This window comes from Staphylococcus sp. HMSC06C11, from assembly GCF_001808345.1.
Classification (GTDB): domain Bacteria; phylum Bacillota; class Bacilli; order Staphylococcales; family Staphylococcaceae; genus Staphylococcus; species Staphylococcus capitis.
The window spans coordinates 416,571-434,091 of sequence record NZ_KV793038.1 but is presented as its reverse complement, the minus strand read 5'-3'; the positions used below and the strand labels follow the sequence as shown (position 1 = coordinate 434,091).

Here is a 17,521-nt window from a genome sequence, read left to right as displayed (position 1 = left end):
AAAAGAAACTCGGCTAGGTACTAACTTAGCCGAGTTTTATAATGCTTAAATTATTATTTTTGATATTTTGTAAGGATTTCATATCCGTTTTCAGTCACTAGTATATCGTCTTCGATTCTAACACCTGCAACATCAGGGACGTAAATGCCTGGTTCTATAGTTATCACCATTCCCGCTTCTAAAGGGTTCTCATTGGCACTGGAAACGTCTTGATATTCGTGTTCTTCTAATCCTAAGCCGTGGCCCAATCGATGAGGGAAATAGTCGCCGTATCCCGCTTCGCTAATAATATCTCGAGCAATTTTATCAATGTTTTTAATCATTACTCCAGGTTTGATAGCCTCAATCGCAGATTGCTCAGCTTTCAATACGGTTTTATAAATATTTTGAGCATCTTCGCTAGGGTTACCAAATTTTACCGTTCTCGTCATATCACTACAATAATGCTCGTAAACAACACCTAAATCAAATAAAACATACTCATTTTGTTTTAACTTTCTATTACCAGGTGTTCCGTGAGGAGAAGCAGCATGATCCCCGAATAGTACCATAGTGTCAAAACTCATTTCGTTAACACCATATTTTTTTATTTCATTTTCAATATGATTCACGACATCTCGTTCTTCAACACCTTCTTTTAAATAAGCGACGCCGATTTCTATACACTTATCACCTAATTCAGCGGCTTTCTTAATTTTAGTTACTTCTTCATAGGATTTTATGTTTCTTAAATCTTTAATAGATTGATCTATATCACTATAAACTTGTACATTGAAAGCTTGAGATAATTCACGTTGACGTTTAACAGTCAAATGTTCACTTTCAATCAGTAATGTAGTAAACGTTTGAGGATATAAATCAAAGGGGTTTTGAGTATCTAGGTAACCAATAATTTTTCCCTCATATGGAGAAGCTTTTACTTCTTCTACTTCCATTTTTGGACAAAATAGTACTGGTTCCCCATCAGCTTGAATAAGTAGGGCAAATAAACGTTCATGAGGTTCACTACGGTATCCAGTGAAGTAGTAAATATTAAGTGGCGTCGTAATCCAGGCTGCATCTGCATTTTGTTGTTGTAAGACTTTAATGATTTCATCTATTTTAGTCATTTTAATTTGCCTCCATAGTATTAATGTAATTTAATTTTATTCTAAATAGTCTTAGTTTTCAAAAATCGAATCATGATAAACATGTTTGTAGTCATTTTGATATACAGTGTTATAAGAGGGAGTAGCTAGGGTATAATGATTACAGATAAAATTTGAGGAGGGCTATATAAATGAAACTTTCATTTCATGGTCAATCAACAATCTATTTTGAAGGAAATGGTAAAAAAGTAATTGTCGATCCTTTTATTTCTGGAAATGACAAATGCGATTTAGATGAACAAACTTTAGATGTAGACTACATTATTTTAACTCATGGACATGAAGATCATTTTGGTGATGTAGTTGAACTAGCGAACAGAAACCACGCTGTAGTTATTGGTTCTGCGGAATTACAAGGTTACTTATCAACTTATCACGGTGTTGAAAATGTACATGGTATGAATATCGGTGGTAAAGCTAAATTCGATTTTGGTACTGTAAAATTTGTTCAAGCTTTCCACAGCTCTAGTTTTACACATGAAGATGGTATTCCAGTATATTTAGGTATGCCTATGGGAGTTGTTATCGAAGCTGAAGGTAAAACGATTTATCACACAGGAGATACTGGCTTATTTAGTGATATGAAATTAATTGCAGATAGACATCCTGTTGATGTATGCTTCGTACCTATTGGAGATAATTTTACAATGGGCATTGATGACGCAAGTTATGCGATAAATGAATTAATTAAACCGCAAATCAGTGTACCAATTCACTACAATACTTTCCCATTAATCGAACAGGACCCAAATCAGTTTAAGGATGCTGTTAATGTAGGTGAAGTTCAAATTCTAGAGCCAGGTCAATCAGTTGAATTTTAATTTGATATTTTGAATAATTTAATGTTTATAAAAAATTCCCGATTCTTAAACTTTTTAAGAAGAATCGGGAATTTCTATTAATTATTTAACGATTAATACAGGGATTGTAGCTCGTTTAGCTACTTTATGACTTACGCTACCGAGTACAAATTTCTTTTTATCTTCAGCTTTACGGTTACTTAAAACAACAATTTCATATTTACCACTATTAGCATGTTTCAATAACTCTTCTTTAGGATTTCCTCTAACAATGATTTGATCATAATCAATACCGTAGTCCTCTAATGCTTTTCTTGTTTTCTCTAAACGTTCGCTTCTTTCTTCAGTTAGTTCATCCAAGTGAACTCCTGCTTTGATAGAAGCTTGAGCATCTTGTTCATTAATAGCATTTAGAATAGTTACAACTGTGTCTTTACCAGCTAAATGAGACACTTCTTTTAATGCTTTTTCATTTTTTAATTGAGTGTCTACACCAAGTAAAATATGTTTATACATAAGTACATCCCTCCTCAACTTTATTTTAATAGAGTTTTAATGGAATTTCCATTTAAATTCATTTTTCTATTCAAAATTAAATAAAAAAGTAATTATGTATATCGTTTTGAATTTCAATTTACTTTAAGTGAAGTTGTGCCATGATTTTTTTGAGGTTAAAAGTTATAATAATGCTATCACTGTTCAATAGAAATAAAGAGGTAACTTGATGACTAAACACGAGCAAATTTTAAATTACATTGAATCACTATCTGTAGGTTCTAAAATTTCTGTTAGAAAGATTGCAAAAGTTTTAGATGTTTCTGAAGGTACAGCATATAGAGCGATTAAAGATGCAGGTCAACTTGGCATTGTTGCTACAATTGATCGTGTAGGTACAGTAAGAATTGAGAAACGTAATAGGGATAATATAGACAATTTAACATTTAATGAAATTGCTAACATTGTTGAAGGTCAAATTTTAGGTGGTAAGAAGGGATTAGGGAAAACTGTATCCAAATTTGCGATAGGAGCAATGGAACTTCAAGATATTTTAAAATATATTGGAAGTCACACATTGCTTATAGTCGGAAACCGCGCAGATGTTCAAATGGAAGCCTTAAAACGAGACACTGCAATATTAATAACTGGTGGATTTCAGCCTTCTAAAGAAGTCGTTGAATATGCAAATGAGCACGAACTGCCCATTATTTCATCAAGTTATGATACATTTCTAGTCGCTAATATTATTAATAGAGCAATGTATAATCAAAAAATTCGTAAAGAAATTCTTGTCGTAGAGGATATTGTCAAACCTATTAATGAGTTATCAGTATTATTTGATTACATGAAAATTAATGACTATAAAAAGTTAGCAAATGATACAGGGCACACTAGATTTCCTATAGTGAATGAGGATTTTAAATTAGTAGGAATAGTTACAAGTAGAGAAATTATCAATATGAATGAAGAGGATGAGTTAGGGAAAATAATGACACGTAATCCTCTTAGTGTAAAGCTTACCAATACAGTGGCTAGTTGTGCGCATATGATGATATGGGAAGGCATTGAATTACTGCCTGTAACTAATAATAATAAAAAAGCTATTGGTGTAATTAATAGACAGGATGTATTGAAGTCAATGCAACTTTTAGGAAGACAGCCGCAAATTGGTGATACAATTAATGATCAAATTGCTAAGCATATTACGATTAATTCAAATGGAATTAATGTTGATGTTTCTCCTCTAGTAACAAATCATTATGGCACATTAAGTAAAGCAGTTTTTGTGGGCATTATCGAAGAAACGATTAGACATGAGATGAGAAAATACAAAAAAGGTAATGTAATGATTGAAAACTTAAATATAGTTTATATCAAAACTGTACCTATTGAATCATCCATCGATGTCCATTATGAAATGCTAGATGTTGGTAGAAATTTTGCTAAGTTAGAAGTAACAATGATTAATAATAACGAAAAGGTTGCAAACGCATTAGTAATTTGTCAAATGTTTGAAGGCTTTTGAGCAATAAATGAGTATTTTAAGGGAGTAATTTAAAATGAAGAATATTATGAATGATATGATGCAAGAAATTGAACAAAACGATACGATCATCATCCATCGTCATGTTAGACCAGACCCTGACGCTTATGGATCACAATTAGGACTTAAATATTATTTAGAGGCTAAATATCCAAATAAGCATATTTATGCAGTCGGAGAAAATGAACCATCTTTAGAATTTATAGGTACTTTTGATGAAATTTCAGATGAAGTTTATAAAGAAGCATTGGTGATCGTTTGTGACACTGCAAATTCTCCGCGTATTGACGACCAACGTTATCAGAATGGTTTAAAAGTATTGAAGATAGACCATCATCCAGCGATAGACCAATATGGCGACATTAATTATGTGAGTACAGAGGCGTCTTCGACAAGTGAAATTATCTATGATTTTATTACACATTTTAACGATGAGCGTATTATAGACGAAAAAACTGCACGTGTATTATATTTGGGCATTGTGGGAGATACAGGAAGATTCTTATTTAACAATACCACTCCGCACACAATGGAAGTGGCTAGTAAATTAATTGCCTTTCCTTTTGACCCTAATGCAGAACTAAATAAAATGTCAGAGAAAGATCCTAAACTTTTACCTTTCCAAGGTTACATTTTACAGAATTTCGAATTAGACAATGTGGGTTATTGTCAGGTTAAAATAACTCGCGATATTTTAGAGGAATATAATATTCAACCTAATGAAGCATCTCAATTTGTAAATACTATAGCTGATATTCAAGGTTTGAAAATTTGGATGTTTGGTGTAGATGAAGGAGACCAAATTAGATGTCGAATTCGTTCAAAGGGTAAAATCATTATTAATGATGTAGCAAATGATTTTGGTGGTGGTGGACATCCGAATGCGTCAGGTGTCTCTGTATATAGTTGGACTGAATTTGATAATCTAGCTAATGCATTAAAACAAAAGATTAAATAACTGGAAGGAGTATACAAACATGGTTGCGCATTTAAATATTCATACTGCATACGATTTATTGAACGCAAGTTTGAAAATTGAAGATGTGGTCAATAAAGCTAAAAATGAAGGTTATCGTGCGCTTGCTATTACAGATACCCATGTTTTATATGGCTTTCCTAAGTTTTATGATGCGTGTATAGCAAAAGATATTCATCCGATTTTTGGCATGACGATAAAATTAACTGATGGTTTATATACAGTTGAAACAGTCGTATTAGCTCAAAATAATGGAGGGTTAAAAGCGCTATATCAACTTTCTTCTGCAATTAAGATGAAAGAAAAAGAGGAAGTACCTTTAGAATGGCTAAAACGTTACGATAAAAATCTAATTATTATCTTCAAAGATATTGATAATACTCACAAACAAATTATTGAAGCATTTAATGATAAAATACATGTTTATATCAATCATACGAGTAATGATATTGTTAATAGAAAAAAAGTATGGCTTAAGTCAGCAAGATATTTGAATAGAGAAGACGCTGATACCATTTCTGCTTTACAAGCCATCAAAGATAATTCTAAATTAGATATTATTAACGATAGTAAAGATTTTGGTGAGCATTTTCCTGATCAGAAGGAATTTGAAGAGTTAGAAATCGATGAGAAAATAAAACAAAATACTGAAGACATCGTAGACTTATGTAAAGCTGAATTGGTATATCATCAATCGTTACTGCCTCAATATGTCACACCTGATGGAGAAGTTTCAAAAGATTATCTATGGTCAGTATTAATTCGTAAATTGAATGAATGGAATCTGAATAATGAACAATATTTAAATCGACTTAAGCATGAATATGAAATTATAACTAAAATGGGATTTGAAGATTATTTCCTTATAGTTAGTGACCTTATACATTACGCTAAAACACATGACGTAATGGTTGGACCTGGTCGTGGTTCTTCAGCTGGTTCATTAGTCAGTTATTTATTAGAAATAACAACTATCGATCCAATTAAATTTAACCTACTCTTTGAAAGATTTTTAAATCCAGAGAGGGTAACTATGCCTGATATAGATATTGACTTTGAAGATACAAGACGTGAAAAAGTGATTCAATATGTTCAAGAAAAATATGGTGAACTCCATGTTTCTGGTATTGTTACATTTGGTCATTTACTTGCTAGAGCAGTTGGGCGTGATGTCGGAAGAATTATGGGCTTTGATGAAACGACTTTAAATGAGATATCTAAATTAATTCCTCACAAGTTGGGGATTACTCTAGATAAAGCATATCAAGAAGAGGACTTTAAGTCTTTTGTTCACCGAAACCACCGAAATGAACTATGGTTTGAAATGAGTAAAAAATTAGAAGGCTTACCTAGACATACATCAACACATGCAGCAGGAATTATTATTAACGATCAACCTTTATATAAATACGCGCCACTTACATTGGGTGATACAGGTTTATTAACACAATGGACTATGACAGAAGCGGAACGTATTGGTTTATTAAAAATCGATTTTTTAGGTTTACGTAACTTATCTATTATTCATCAAATAGTTAATCAAGTTAAGAAAGATTTAGATGTTGATATAGATGTCGAAGCGATTCCGTTTGATGATAAAAATGTTTTTAAACTTTTATCTCAAGGTGATACTACAGGTATTTTCCAACTAGAATCAGAAGGCGTTAGAAGTGTGCTAAAAAGACTTCAACCAGAGCATTTTGAGGATATTGTTGCCGTAACATCTTTATATCGTCCAGGACCTATGGAAGAGATACCAACATATATTACTCGTAGACATGACCCTTCAAAAGTAGAATATTTGCATAATGACTTAGAATCCATTTTAAAAAGTACGTATGGTGTCATTATTTATCAAGAGCAAATAATGCAAATTGCAAGTAAATTCGCTAACTTTAGTTATGGTGAAGCGGATATCTTACGAAGAGCTATGAGTAAGAAGAACCGTGCAGTATTAGAAAATGAACGTCAACACTTTGTTAATGGCGCCAAACAAAATGGATACAATGAACAAATAAGTAAACAAATTTTTGACTTAATACTTAAATTTGCTGATTACGGTTTCCCTAGAGCGCACGCAGTGAGCTATTCTAAAATAGCCTACATTATGAGTTATTTAAAAGTGTATTATCCAAACTATTTCTATGCCAATATTCTAAGTAATGTTATAGGTAGTGAAAAGAAAACTTCTGCCATTATAGATGAAGCGAAGCATCAAAAAATAAATATTTTACCACCTAATATTAATGAAAGTCATTGGTATTATAAAGCAACTTCAAAAGGTATTTATTTATCTCTAGGAGCTATAAAAGGTGTAGGTTACCAGAGTGTAAAAACGATTGTTGATGAAAGATATAATAATGGCAAGTTTAAAGATTTTTTTGATTTTACACGAAGAATTCCTAAAAGGGTTAAAAGTAGAAAACTATTAGAAGCTTTAATTTTAGTTGGTGCGTTTGATCATTTTGGTAAAAATAGAGCTACTCTATTACAAACTATTGATCAAGTTTTAGATACAGCCTCCGATGTCGAGCAGGATGATATGCTTTTCGACATATTAACTCCGAAACAAGCTTATGAAGATAAAGAAGAGTTACCTGATAAAATGCTTAGTGATTATGAAAAAGAGTATTTAGGCTTCTACATATCTAAACATCCTGTTGAGAAAGAATTTGATAAAAAGCAATACTTAGGAATTTATAAATTAGGTAATGCTCAAAATCACCAACCTATATTAGTTCAATTTGATGCAATTAAACAAATAAGAACTAAGAATGGACAGAACATGGCCTTCGTAACCCTTAATGATGGAATGTTGTTAATGGACGGTGTGATATTTCCTGATAAATTCAAGAAATATGAAACTTCAATATCTAATGAAGAAATGTATATAGTCATCGGTAAATTTGAAAAAAGAAATCAACAATTACAACTTATTATAAATCAGATCATTGAAGTGAATGAATTTAAAAATCAAAAGATTAAAGCATCTAAAAAAGTGATTCTACGTGATACGCAATTGATTTCAGATAAGTTGCAAGAAATGATAGTAGACACACCAATTGAGAAAAATAACATTTTAGAGATTAGTTCGTTTAATGAACAAAATAATGATATAAAACACTTAGGATATATAAATAAAGATGATGAGACAATTTATCAACTTATCGAGTCTGTAAAACCTAGTGATATTAGGTTTATATAACTTTTATCAATTTTTAAACTATGGTATAGTTAACTGATGGTTAAGATAATAACCATCAGTTTTTCTTTGTAATTATTTTTTGTTTTGGTTATACACTGTTTAACTTATAATCGGAAGAAAAAATAATTTTAATAAATAAGAATAGTATCACGAAGAATTATTTAAATTAACGTATTCATTTACATATGAGATGCGTTTCTAACTATTCTTAAAATGAAGTATATTGGGTTTTTAAATATTAGAAATACTAGATTCAACATTCACGATTTTTATCTAATAAGTACAGTTATTTTTTAACTTTAAAATTATTTAAAATAGGGGTTGATTTCATGTCTTTAAGAGACGATGCATTAGAGATGCACAAAGAGAATCAAGGTAAATTAGAAATTACACCAAATATAAAAGTAACTAATAAAGAAGAGCTTAGTTTAGCTTATTCACCTGGTGTTGCTGAACCTTGTAAGGAAATTCATGAAGATTCAAGAAAAGTTTATGATTATACAATAAAGGCTAACACTGTAGCTGTGGTAACTGATGGGACTGCTGTTCTTGGTTTAGGTAATATTGGAGCAGAAGCTAGCATTCCTGTTATGGAAGGTAAAGCGGTATTGTTTAAAAGCTTTGCTGGTATCAACGGCGTACCTATTGCATTAGATACGACAGACACTGATGAAATTGTTAATACTGTGAAATTACTACAGCCTAATTATGGTGGTATTAATCTTGAAGATATTTCAGCACCGAGATGTTTTGAAATAGAGGAAACATTGAAAAAAGAAACTAATATCCCAGTATTCCATGACGATCAACATGGTACAGCAATTGTTACTATGGCTGGTTTAATCAATGCTTTAAGAATTGTTAATAAAGATTTATCAGATATTAAAGTTGTACTAAATGGAGCTGGAGCTGCTGGAATTGCTATTGTAAAACTTTTATATTCTTATGGTGTTAGAGACATGATTATGTGCGACTCTAAAGGAGCTATTTATGAAGGGCGACAACATGGTATGAATGATACTAAATCTTATGTTGCTAACTGGACAAATAAAGATAAAATCGATGGTTCTTTAGAAGAAGTTATTAAAGATGCGGATGTATTTATTGGTGTATCTGTAGCAGACTTATTAACTAAAGATATGGTTAAGAGCATGGCAGATGATCCAATTATCTTTGCTATGGCAAATCCTAACCCTGAAATCAAACCTGATAATGCTAAAGAAGCAGGTGCTAAAGTCATTGGTACAGGACGTTCAGATTTTCCTAACCAGATTAATAATGTCTTAGCTTTCCCTGGTATTTTTAGAGGTGCATTAGATGTTGAAGCAACTCACATCAATGAAGATATGAAAAAAGCGGCTGTAGAAGCAATCGCAGACTTAATTGAAGAGGATGAACTTAATCCTGATTATTGTATTCCTGGACCTTTTGATAAAAGAGTTGCGCCATCTGTTGCTAGAAGCGTAGCCAAAGCTGCTATGGAATCAGGGGTTGCAAGAATCGAAGTTAACCCTCAAGATATTTATGATAAAACAATGAAAGTGACAGATTTAAAATAATTTTGAAGTTGATTTCTATGCTGGTTAGAATATAGTTTATTCATGAGCATATTGAATCAGGAAATTTAAAAAATGGTAGTAACAGAGGTTATTTGGAGGTTTACCAATGTTTAAAGATTTTTTTAATCGAAGTAAGAAAAAGAAATATTTAACAGTTCAAGATTCTAAACAAAATGATGTGCCAGCTGGGATTATGACTAAATGCCCAAAGTGTAAAAAAATTATGTACACTAAAGAATTAGCTGAAAATCTAAATGTGTGCTTCAATTGTGATCACCACATCGCACTCACTGCACATAAGAGAATTGAAGCTATTTCAGATGAAGGGACATTTGTAGAATTCGACAAGGGCATGACCTCTGCGAATCCATTAGATTTCCCTGGCTACATTGAAAAGGTAGAGAAAGATCAACAAAAGACAGGATTAAATGAAGCTGTAGTTACTGGTACTTCTGAACTTGATGGTATTAAATATGGAGTGGCCGTAATGGATGCCCGTTTTAGAATGGGAAGCATGGGATCAGTAGTAGGTGAAAAAATCTGCAGAATTATAGATTACTGTACTGAACACCGTCTACCATTTATTCTCTTTTCAGCAAGTGGTGGTGCCAGAATGCAAGAAGGCATTATTTCACTTATGCAAATGGGAAAAACAAGTGTATCACTTAAACGTCATTCTGATGCAGGCTTATTATATATCTCATATATAACTAACCCGACAACTGGAGGGGTTTCTGCAAGTTTTGCTTCAGTAGGAGATATTAATTTAAGTGAACCTAAAGCGCTTATAGGTTTTGCTGGTAGACGTGTCATTGAACAAACTATTAATGAAAAGTTACCTGATGACTTCCAAACGGCTGAATTTTTATTAGAGCATGGTCAATTAGATAAAGTTATTCATCGTAAAGATATGAAAGAAACGCTTTCTAATATCTTAAATATCCATCAAGAGGTGAGTAAATAATGTTAGATTTTGAAAAGCCACTTTTTGAAATAAGAAATAAAATTGAATCGTTAAAAGAATCTCAAGAGAAAAATGAAGTTGATCTACAAGAAGAAATAGATATGCTTGAAGCGTCGCTTGAGAGAGAAACTAAAAAAGTTTATACCAATTTGAAGCCTTGGGATCGTGTACAGATTGCTCGCTTACAAGAACGTCCAACTACTTTGGATTATATACCTTATATTTTCGACTCATTTATTGAGCTTCATGGAGATAGAAATTATAGAGATGACCCTGCCATGATTGGTGGAATTGGTTATCTAAACGGACAAGCTGTCACTGTAGTCGGCCAGCAACGTGGTAAAGATACAAAAGATAACATTTATCGTAATTTTGGAATGGCTCATCCAGAGGGATATCGTAAAGCTCTTCGTTTAATGAAACAAGCTGAAAAGTTTAACCGTCCGATCTTTACTTTTATTGATACAAAAGGTGCTTATCCAGGTAAAGCAGCTGAAGAACGTGGTCAGAGTGAATCAATAGCTAAAAATCTAATTGAAATGGCATCACTGACAGTCCCTGTTATCGCAATCGTTATTGGTGAAGGCGGTAGTGGTGGTGCGCTTGGTATAGGTATATCTAATAAAGTACTTATGCTTGAGAATAGTACTTATTCAGTTATTTCACCTGAAGGCGCTGCTGCTTTACTTTGGAAAGATAGTAATTTAGCTAAAATTGCTGCTGAAACTATGAAAATTACAGCTAATGATCTTAAAGGTTTAAATATTGTTGATGAAGTGATTAATGAACCTTTAGGTGGTGCTCATAAAGATATAGAATCACAAGCTTCAACAATTAAAGAAGTTTTTGTGAAACATCTAAATGAATTGAACCAAAAATCTGGTAAAGATTTAGCTAATGATCGTTTCGAGAAATTTAGACACATAGGATCAGTTGTAGAATAAATTATTAAGAGTTAATTGTCTTGATTTAAAGGCTATTAGCTCTTTTTTATGATTTTAGAAAAAATTCATTATTTAAAACGTTTACATCCGTTGAAAGGCTTTCTTTTGATGGAACAGTAAAATAAATTGTGGTAATTTAGAGTTAAAGATAAATCTAGTTAAAGAAAGGTATGTCGTCATGAAAAAAATTGCAGTTTTAACTAGCGGTGGAGATTCACCAGGTATGAATGCTGCAGTTCGAGCAGTCGTTCGTACAGCAATTTACAATAATATTGAAGTTTATGGGATTTATCATGGTTACCAAGGTTTACTTGACGATGATATTCACAAGCTTGAATTAGGCTCTGTAGGGGATACAATTCAACGTGGAGGTACGTTCCTATTTTCAGCTAGGTGCCCTCAATTTAAAGAAGAAGATGTGCGTAAGAAAGGTATTGAAAACCTTCGTAAACGTGGTATTGAAGGCTTAGTTGTCATTGGGGGCGACGGTAGTTATCGCGGTGCTCAACGTATTAGTGAAGAATGTAAGGAAATTCAAACTATTGGAATACCTGGTACTATTGATAATGATATTAATGGTACAGATTTCACTATAGGTTTTGACACTGCTTTGAATACAATTATTGAATCGGTCGATAAAATTAGAGATACTGCATCAAGTCATGCTCGTACTTTTATAGTAGAAGTTATGGGTCGAGACTGTGGTGATTTAGCGTTATGGGCAGGATTGTCTGTTGGCGCAGAGACGATTGTAGTACCCGAAGTTCATACAGACATTAAAGATGTTGCAGAAAAGATTGAACAGGGTATAAAAAGAGGTAAGAAACATTCTATCGTTATGGTCGCTGAAGGATGTATGAGTGGCCAAGAATGTGCTGATGAATTAATGAAATACATCAATATTGATACTCGAGTATCAGTTTTAGGTCATATTCAGCGTGGAGGAAGCCCTTCTGGAGCTGACCGTGTGTTGGCTTCAAGGTTAGGTGGACACGCTGTAGAATTACTTAAACAAGGTGAAACTGCTAAAGGTGTGGGTATTAAAAATAATCAATTAACTGCTACACCATTTGATGATATCTTTGGAGAAAGTAATCATAAATTTGATAAAGATATGTATCAATTAGCTAAAGAATTATCAATATAAATTATGGGAGGATTATATAATGAGAAAGACTAAAATTGTATGTACTATAGGACCAGCTTCTGAATCGGAAGAAATGCTTGAAAAATTAATTAACGCGGGTATGAACGTTGCGCGTTTAAACTTCTCTCATGGTAGTCATGAAGAACATAAAGCAAGAATTGATACAATACGTAAAGTTGCTAAACGCTTAGATAAAACTGTTGCACTATTATTAGATACTAAAGGGCCAGAAATTCGTACGCATAATATGAAAGATGGCGTTATTGAATTAGAAAAAGGTAAAGAAGTTATTGTAAGTATGAATGAAGTTGAAGGTACTCCTGAGAAATTCTCAGTTACTTATGAAGACTTAATTAACGATGTAAATGAAGGTTCTTATATCTTATTAGATGACGGTTTAGTTGAACTACAAGTTAAAGAAATTAATAAAGATAAAGGCGAAGTTAAATGTGATATCTTAAATACAGGAGAATTAAAAAATAAAAAAGGTGTTAACTTACCAGGAGTAAAAGTTAATTTACCAGGTATCACTGATAAAGATGCTGATGATATCCGCTTTGGTATCAAAGAAAATGTTGATTTTATCGCAGCAAGTTTCGTAAGACGTCCTAGTGATGTTTTAGATATTCGCCAAATTCTTGAAGAAGAAAAAGCTCATATCACAATTTTCCCTAAAATTGAAAACCAAGAAGGTATCGATAATATTGACGAAATATTAGAAGTTTCTGATGGTTTAATGGTTGCTCGTGGTGACATGGGTGTTGAAATACCACCAGAAAAAGTACCTATGGTTCAAAAAGATTTAATTAGAAAATGTAATAAATTAGGTAAACCAGTTATTACTGCAACTCAAATGTTAGATTCAATGCAACGTAATCCTCGTGCAACTCGTGCGGAAGCAAGTGACGTTGCTAATGCCATTTATGATGGTACTGATGCAGTTATGTTATCAGGTGAAACTGCAGCGGGATTATACCCAGAAGAAGCAGTTAAAACGATGAGAAATATCGCAGTTTCAGCTGAAGCAGCGCAAGATTATAAAAAATTATTATCTGACCGTACTAAGTTAGTTGAAACATCTCTTGTTAATGCCATTGGTGTTTCTGTAGCACATACAGCGCTTAATTTAAATGTTAAAGCAATTGTTGCTGCAACAGAGAGTGGATCAACTGCACGTACGATTTCAAAATATCGTCCACACTCTGATATTATCGCTGTTACTCCTAGTGAAGAAACTGCACGTCAATGTGCGATTGTTTGGGGCGTTAATCCTGTAGTTAAAGAAGGACGTAAAAACACTGATGCATTACTTAATAACGCAGTAGCAACTGCAGTTGAGACTGGTAGAGTTTCTAATGGAGACTTAATCATTATTACTGCAGGTGTACCTACTGGTGAAAAAGGTACAACAAACATGATGAAAATTCACTTAGTAGGTGATGAAATTGCTCGTGGCCAAGGTGTAGGTCGTGGATCAGTAGTAGGCCATGCTATTGTTGCTGATAGTGCAAGTGACTTAGAAGGTAAAGATTTATCTGATAAAGTCATTGTTACTAACTCTGTTGATGAAACGTTAGTACCTTATGTCGAAAATGCTATTGGTTTAATTACTGAAGAGAACGGTATCACTTCACCAAGTGCAATCGTTGGTTTAGAAAAAGGTATTCCAACAGTAGTTGGTGTTGAAAAAGCTACTAAAGAAATTAAGAACGATATGTTAGTTACTGTTGATGCAGCTCAAGGAAAAATCTTTGAAGGCTACGCTAACGTACTATAATTTAATTTAAATATAATTTTACATGACTGAGGCATTATTTATAATGTCTCAGTTTTTGTGTTTTAAAACTTGAATGGTGATAAAAAAATACCAGCGTTAGACATTTCAATTCTAACGCTGGTATTAATTATTATTATTACGCGTGTTTGCTTACCTTTTTGTATCGTAAGTACATGAGACCTAAAATAATAAACCAAATAGGTGTTAAATAGATAGCTCTTCTAGTATCGACATTTACAAATAATAAGCCGAAGACAAAAATGAAGAATATTAATATTGCATATCCCATATATAGACCACCAGGTAATTTATAAGTTGCCTTTTTATGTAACTCTGGATTATTTCTACTGTAATTGATATAAGCAATAATAATCAATGCCCATACAACTAAAAATAGTACAGTTGAAATAGTTGTAACATAAGTAAATACCTTAGTAGCGTCAGGGAAAATATAATTTAACAACGCTGCAATTAGCAATAATGCTGACGAAGCTATAATAGCTGTGTGTGGTACACCGTTTTTGTTCGTTTTAGAGAAGGCTGGTGGAGCTTGTTCTTGATTAGATAGTCCGTACAGCATTCTACTATTTGAAAATATACCACTATTACATGATGATGCAGCAGCAGTTAAAACCACAAAGTTAATTATTCCAGCTGCAAATGGTACTCCAATTAAAGCGAATAATTTAACGAAAGGGCTGTTATCTGGATCAACTTTGTACCAAGGAATGATTGACATAATTACTGCTAATGCCCCAACATAGAAAATTAATATTCTAATAGGTACACTATTGATTGCCTTTGGTATAGTTTGTTCAGGATCTTTCGTCTCTCCAGCAGTAACACCAATCATTTCGATTCCTACGAATGAAAATAGTGCCATCTGGAATGACATGAAGAACCCTGAAGCCCCTTTAGGGAATATTCCATGGTTGTATAAATTAGTTAAACTTGTATGTCCGAATTGTGTTTTGAAAGCAAAAAGAATCATGACAATACCTACAACGATTAAAGCAATAATTGTGGCAATTTTAATGATTGCAAACCAAAATTCTAATTCACCAAATAATTTGGCGCTTAGTAGGTTAAATGACATTAAGATTAATACACAAAATAAAGCACTAATCCAATTAGGTATTTCAGGGAACCAAAAACTAACATATTTAGCTACCGCTGTAACTTCAGCCATACCAGTAATAATCCAACATAACCAATATGTCCACCCTGTAATAAATCCAGCAAATGGTCCTATGTATTTATTAGTAACATCCGCAAATGATTTAAAATTAGTGTTTTGAATTATAATTTCTCCCAATCCACGCATAAACATGAATAACATAAATCCTATAATGATATAGGTAAGCAATATTGAGGGACCCGTCATTGCAATTGTTTGACCGGCACCAAGGAATAACCCCGTTCCTATAGCGCCTCCAATGGCGATTAATTGAACATGACGATTGCTCAATTCTCTTTGTAAATTTTCAGCCATAAGACATCTCCCTTACTATAAGATATTTATATTATGCACTTATAAGGCTATTTATACAATTCTTTTCGCAAAAAAGTGTGAAAATTCACTAAAATGTATATTTATATTTTGTAATCATTCTTGATAACTAAACGAAAACATCACAATATTTTTGAAATTTGATGAGTTATATACTATGTAAAGTTTAATTTCACGCTCTTTTAAAGATGTTAACATACATTAAGGTCAAGCTAATATACCATTTTTACATGTTTAAAGTTATTTATAATGTTTCACAAATTGTTTGAATTTAGCTATAATACTAGGTGAAAGCCATTTCATAAAGAAATAGTAAAGGGGAAATTTATCATGGCAGAATTACAAAGAGGTTTAGAAGGGGTTATTGCAGCTGAAACTAAGATCAGCTCAATAATTGACAGTCAATTGACATATGCGGGCTATGATATTGATGATCTCGCAGAAAATGCCCAATTCGAAGAAATTATTTTCTTACTTTGGAATTATAGACTTCCAAATAAAGAAGAATTAAAAGAATTGAAAGAAAAATTATTTGAGTTTATGACTCTAAACGAAAGAGTTTATAAACACTTTGAAGAGTATGTAACTGATGATGTTCATCCTATGACAGCGTTACGTACATCTGTATCTTATATTGCTCATTTCGATCCAGATGCTGAAGATGAATCTGAAGATAAAAAGTATGAAAGAGCAATTCGTATTCAAGCAAAAATTGCTTCATTAGTTACGGCTTTCGCAAGAGTAAGAGAAGGGAAAGAACCTGTTAAACCTAATTCAGAATTAAGTTATGCAGCGAACTTCTTATACATGTTAAGAGGCGAACTTCCAACTGACATTGAGGTTGAAGCATTCAATAAAGCTTTAATTTTACATGCCGATCATGAATTAAACGCATCTGCATTCACTGCTCGTTGTGCTGTTTCATCACTCTCTGATATGTATTCAGGTATAGTTGCTGCTGTAGGTTCATTAAAAGGGCCTCTACACGGTGGTGCAAATGAACGTGTAATGGCAATGTTAAAAGAAGTAGGTAGTACTGATAATGTTGATAGTTACCTTGATGAGAGATTCGCTAATAAAGATAAAGTAATGGGCTTTGGTCACCGTGTATATAAAGATGGTGATCCACGTGCTAAATATTTACGTGAAATGAGCCGTAAAATTACTGAAGAAACTGGTCAAAGCGAATTATTTGATATTTCATTAGCTATTGAAAAGCGTATGAAAGATGAAAAAGGCTTAATTCCAAATGTTGATTTCTTCAGTGCAACTGTTTATCACAGTATGAACATTCCTCATGATTTATTTACACCAATCTTTGCAGTAAGTCGTACTTCTGGTTGGATTGCTCATATATTAGAACAATATCGAGACAACAGAATTATGAGACCAAGAGCTCAATATATTGGTGAGAAAGATAGTAAATATGTTCCTATTGAAGAAAGATAAT

General features: G+C 32.7%; 13 protein-coding genes. 10 read left to right on the top strand and 3 right to left on the bottom strand.

All coding sequences use genetic code 11. The features are described 5' to 3' along the window. Positions 1-53 precede the first annotated feature (53 nt). Complete coding sequence (locus HMPREF3154_RS05470; protein WP_049326509.1) at positions 54-1,109, bottom strand: M24 family metallopeptidase; 1,056 nt, start codon at positions 1,107-1,109, stop codon at positions 54-56. Between the two features lie 170 nt (positions 1,110-1,279). On the opposite strand from HMPREF3154_RS05470, the gene HMPREF3154_RS05465 reads away from it, so the two are divergent. After that, positions 1,280-1,969, top strand: a complete 690-nt coding sequence (locus HMPREF3154_RS05465; protein ID WP_023350114.1) for a metal-dependent hydrolase — start codon at positions 1,280-1,282, stop codon at positions 1,967-1,969. A gap of 81 nt (positions 1,970-2,050) precedes the next feature. On the opposite strand, the gene HMPREF3154_RS05460 is transcribed toward HMPREF3154_RS05465, so the two are convergent. Then, a complete protein-coding gene (locus HMPREF3154_RS05460; RefSeq protein WP_002434753.1) occupies positions 2,051-2,464 on the bottom strand; it encodes a universal stress protein in 414 nt (137 codons plus the stop codon). A 208-nt stretch (positions 2,465-2,672) separates the two neighbouring features. Between HMPREF3154_RS05460 and HMPREF3154_RS05455 the strand changes: the two genes are divergently transcribed. The 8 genes from HMPREF3154_RS05455 (at position 2,673) to pyk (ending at position 14,561) form a co-directional block, all read left to right on the top strand. Then, on the top strand, positions 2,673-3,971 hold the full coding sequence (locus tag HMPREF3154_RS05455) for a DRTGG domain-containing protein (RefSeq protein WP_002453438.1): 1,299 nt from the start codon (positions 2,673-2,675) through the stop codon (positions 3,969-3,971). A gap of 34 nt (positions 3,972-4,005) precedes the next feature. Then, a complete protein-coding gene (locus HMPREF3154_RS05450; protein ID WP_023350115.1) occupies positions 4,006-4,947 on the top strand; it encodes a DHH family phosphoesterase in 942 nt (313 codons plus the stop codon). Between the two features lie 19 nt (positions 4,948-4,966). Next, positions 4,967-8,170 carry a DNA polymerase III subunit alpha gene (locus HMPREF3154_RS05445; protein WP_070474439.1) on the top strand — a complete coding sequence of 1,068 codons (3,204 nt, stop codon included), beginning with the start codon at positions 4,967-4,969 and terminating at the stop codon, positions 8,168-8,170. A gap of 329 nt (positions 8,171-8,499) precedes the next feature. Beyond that, positions 8,500-9,729 carry an NADP-dependent malic enzyme gene (locus HMPREF3154_RS05440; protein ID WP_023350117.1) on the top strand — a complete coding sequence of 410 codons (1,230 nt, stop codon included), beginning with the start codon at positions 8,500-8,502 and terminating at the stop codon, positions 9,727-9,729. 106 nt (positions 9,730-9,835) lie between these two features. Further along, the gene (accD, locus tag HMPREF3154_RS05435; RefSeq protein ID WP_002434776.1) at positions 9,836-10,693 is read left to right on the top strand and encodes an acetyl-CoA carboxylase, carboxyltransferase subunit beta; all 858 of its coding nucleotides are present in this window, start codon (positions 9,836-9,838) and stop codon (positions 10,691-10,693) included. Further along, a complete protein-coding gene (locus HMPREF3154_RS05430; protein ID WP_023350118.1) occupies positions 10,693-11,637 on the top strand; it encodes an acetyl-CoA carboxylase carboxyltransferase subunit alpha in 945 nt (314 codons plus the stop codon). The genes accD and HMPREF3154_RS05430 overlap by 1 nt, the downstream gene beginning before the upstream one ends. 178 nt (positions 11,638-11,815) lie before the next feature. Continuing rightward, complete coding sequence (pfkA, locus tag HMPREF3154_RS05425; RefSeq protein ID WP_002434701.1) at positions 11,816-12,784, top strand: 6-phosphofructokinase; 969 nt, start codon at positions 11,816-11,818, stop codon at positions 12,782-12,784. Positions 12,785-12,803: 19 nt separating this feature from the next. Next, entirely contained in the window at positions 12,804-14,561 is a 1,758-nt protein-coding gene (gene pyk / locus HMPREF3154_RS05420) for a pyruvate kinase (RefSeq protein WP_002434667.1), read from the top strand. Positions 14,562-14,697: 136 nt separating this feature from the next. On the opposite strand, the gene HMPREF3154_RS05415 is transcribed toward pyk, so the two are convergent. Next, positions 14,698-16,053 (bottom strand): amino acid permease, encoded by a 1,356-nt coding sequence (locus HMPREF3154_RS05415; RefSeq protein ID WP_023350119.1) that lies wholly within the window; start codon positions 16,051-16,053, stop codon positions 14,698-14,700. Positions 16,054-16,401: 348 nt separating this feature from the next. On the opposite strand from HMPREF3154_RS05415, the gene HMPREF3154_RS05410 reads away from it, so the two are divergent. Further along, on the top strand, positions 16,402-17,520 hold the full coding sequence (locus tag HMPREF3154_RS05410) for a citrate synthase (protein WP_023350120.1): 1,119 nt from the start codon (positions 16,402-16,404) through the stop codon (positions 17,518-17,520). The last annotated feature ends 1 nt before the right edge of the window (position 17,521 follow it).

Excerpts from the sequence above, each read along its gene's own strand:
- HMPREF3154_RS05450 (WP_023350115.1), top strand. The coding sequence starts at position 4,006 with ATGAAGAATATTATGAATGATATGATGCAAGAAATTGAACAAAACGAT.
- HMPREF3154_RS05455 (WP_002453438.1), top strand. The coding sequence starts at position 2,673 with ATGACTAAACACGAGCAAATTTTAAATTACATTGAATCACTATCTGTA.
- HMPREF3154_RS05410 (WP_023350120.1), top strand. The coding sequence starts at position 16,402 with ATGGCAGAATTACAAAGAGGTTTAGAAGGGGTTATTGCAGCTGAAACT.
- pyk (WP_002434667.1), top strand. The coding sequence starts at position 12,804 with ATGAGAAAGACTAAAATTGTATGTACTATAGGACCAGCTTCTGAATCG.
- pfkA (WP_002434701.1), top strand. The coding sequence starts at position 11,816 with ATGAAAAAAATTGCAGTTTTAACTAGCGGTGGAGATTCACCAGGTATG.
- HMPREF3154_RS05415 (WP_023350119.1), bottom strand. The coding sequence starts at position 16,053 with ATGGCTGAAAATTTACAAAGAGAATTGAGCAATCGTCATGTTCAATTA.
- HMPREF3154_RS05460 (WP_002434753.1), bottom strand. The coding sequence starts at position 2,464 with ATGTATAAACATATTTTACTTGGTGTAGACACTCAATTAAAAAATGAA.
- HMPREF3154_RS05430 (WP_023350118.1), top strand. The coding sequence starts at position 10,693 with ATGTTAGATTTTGAAAAGCCACTTTTTGAAATAAGAAATAAAATTGAA.
- HMPREF3154_RS05440 (WP_023350117.1), top strand. The coding sequence starts at position 8,500 with ATGTCTTTAAGAGACGATGCATTAGAGATGCACAAAGAGAATCAAGGT.
- accD (WP_002434776.1), top strand. The coding sequence starts at position 9,836 with ATGTTTAAAGATTTTTTTAATCGAAGTAAGAAAAAGAAATATTTAACA.
- HMPREF3154_RS05445 (WP_070474439.1), top strand. The coding sequence starts at position 4,967 with ATGGTTGCGCATTTAAATATTCATACTGCATACGATTTATTGAACGCA.
- HMPREF3154_RS05465 (WP_023350114.1), top strand. The coding sequence starts at position 1,280 with ATGAAACTTTCATTTCATGGTCAATCAACAATCTATTTTGAAGGAAAT.
- HMPREF3154_RS05470 (WP_049326509.1), bottom strand. The coding sequence starts at position 1,109 with ATGACTAAAATAGATGAAATCATTAAAGTCTTACAACAACAAAATGCA.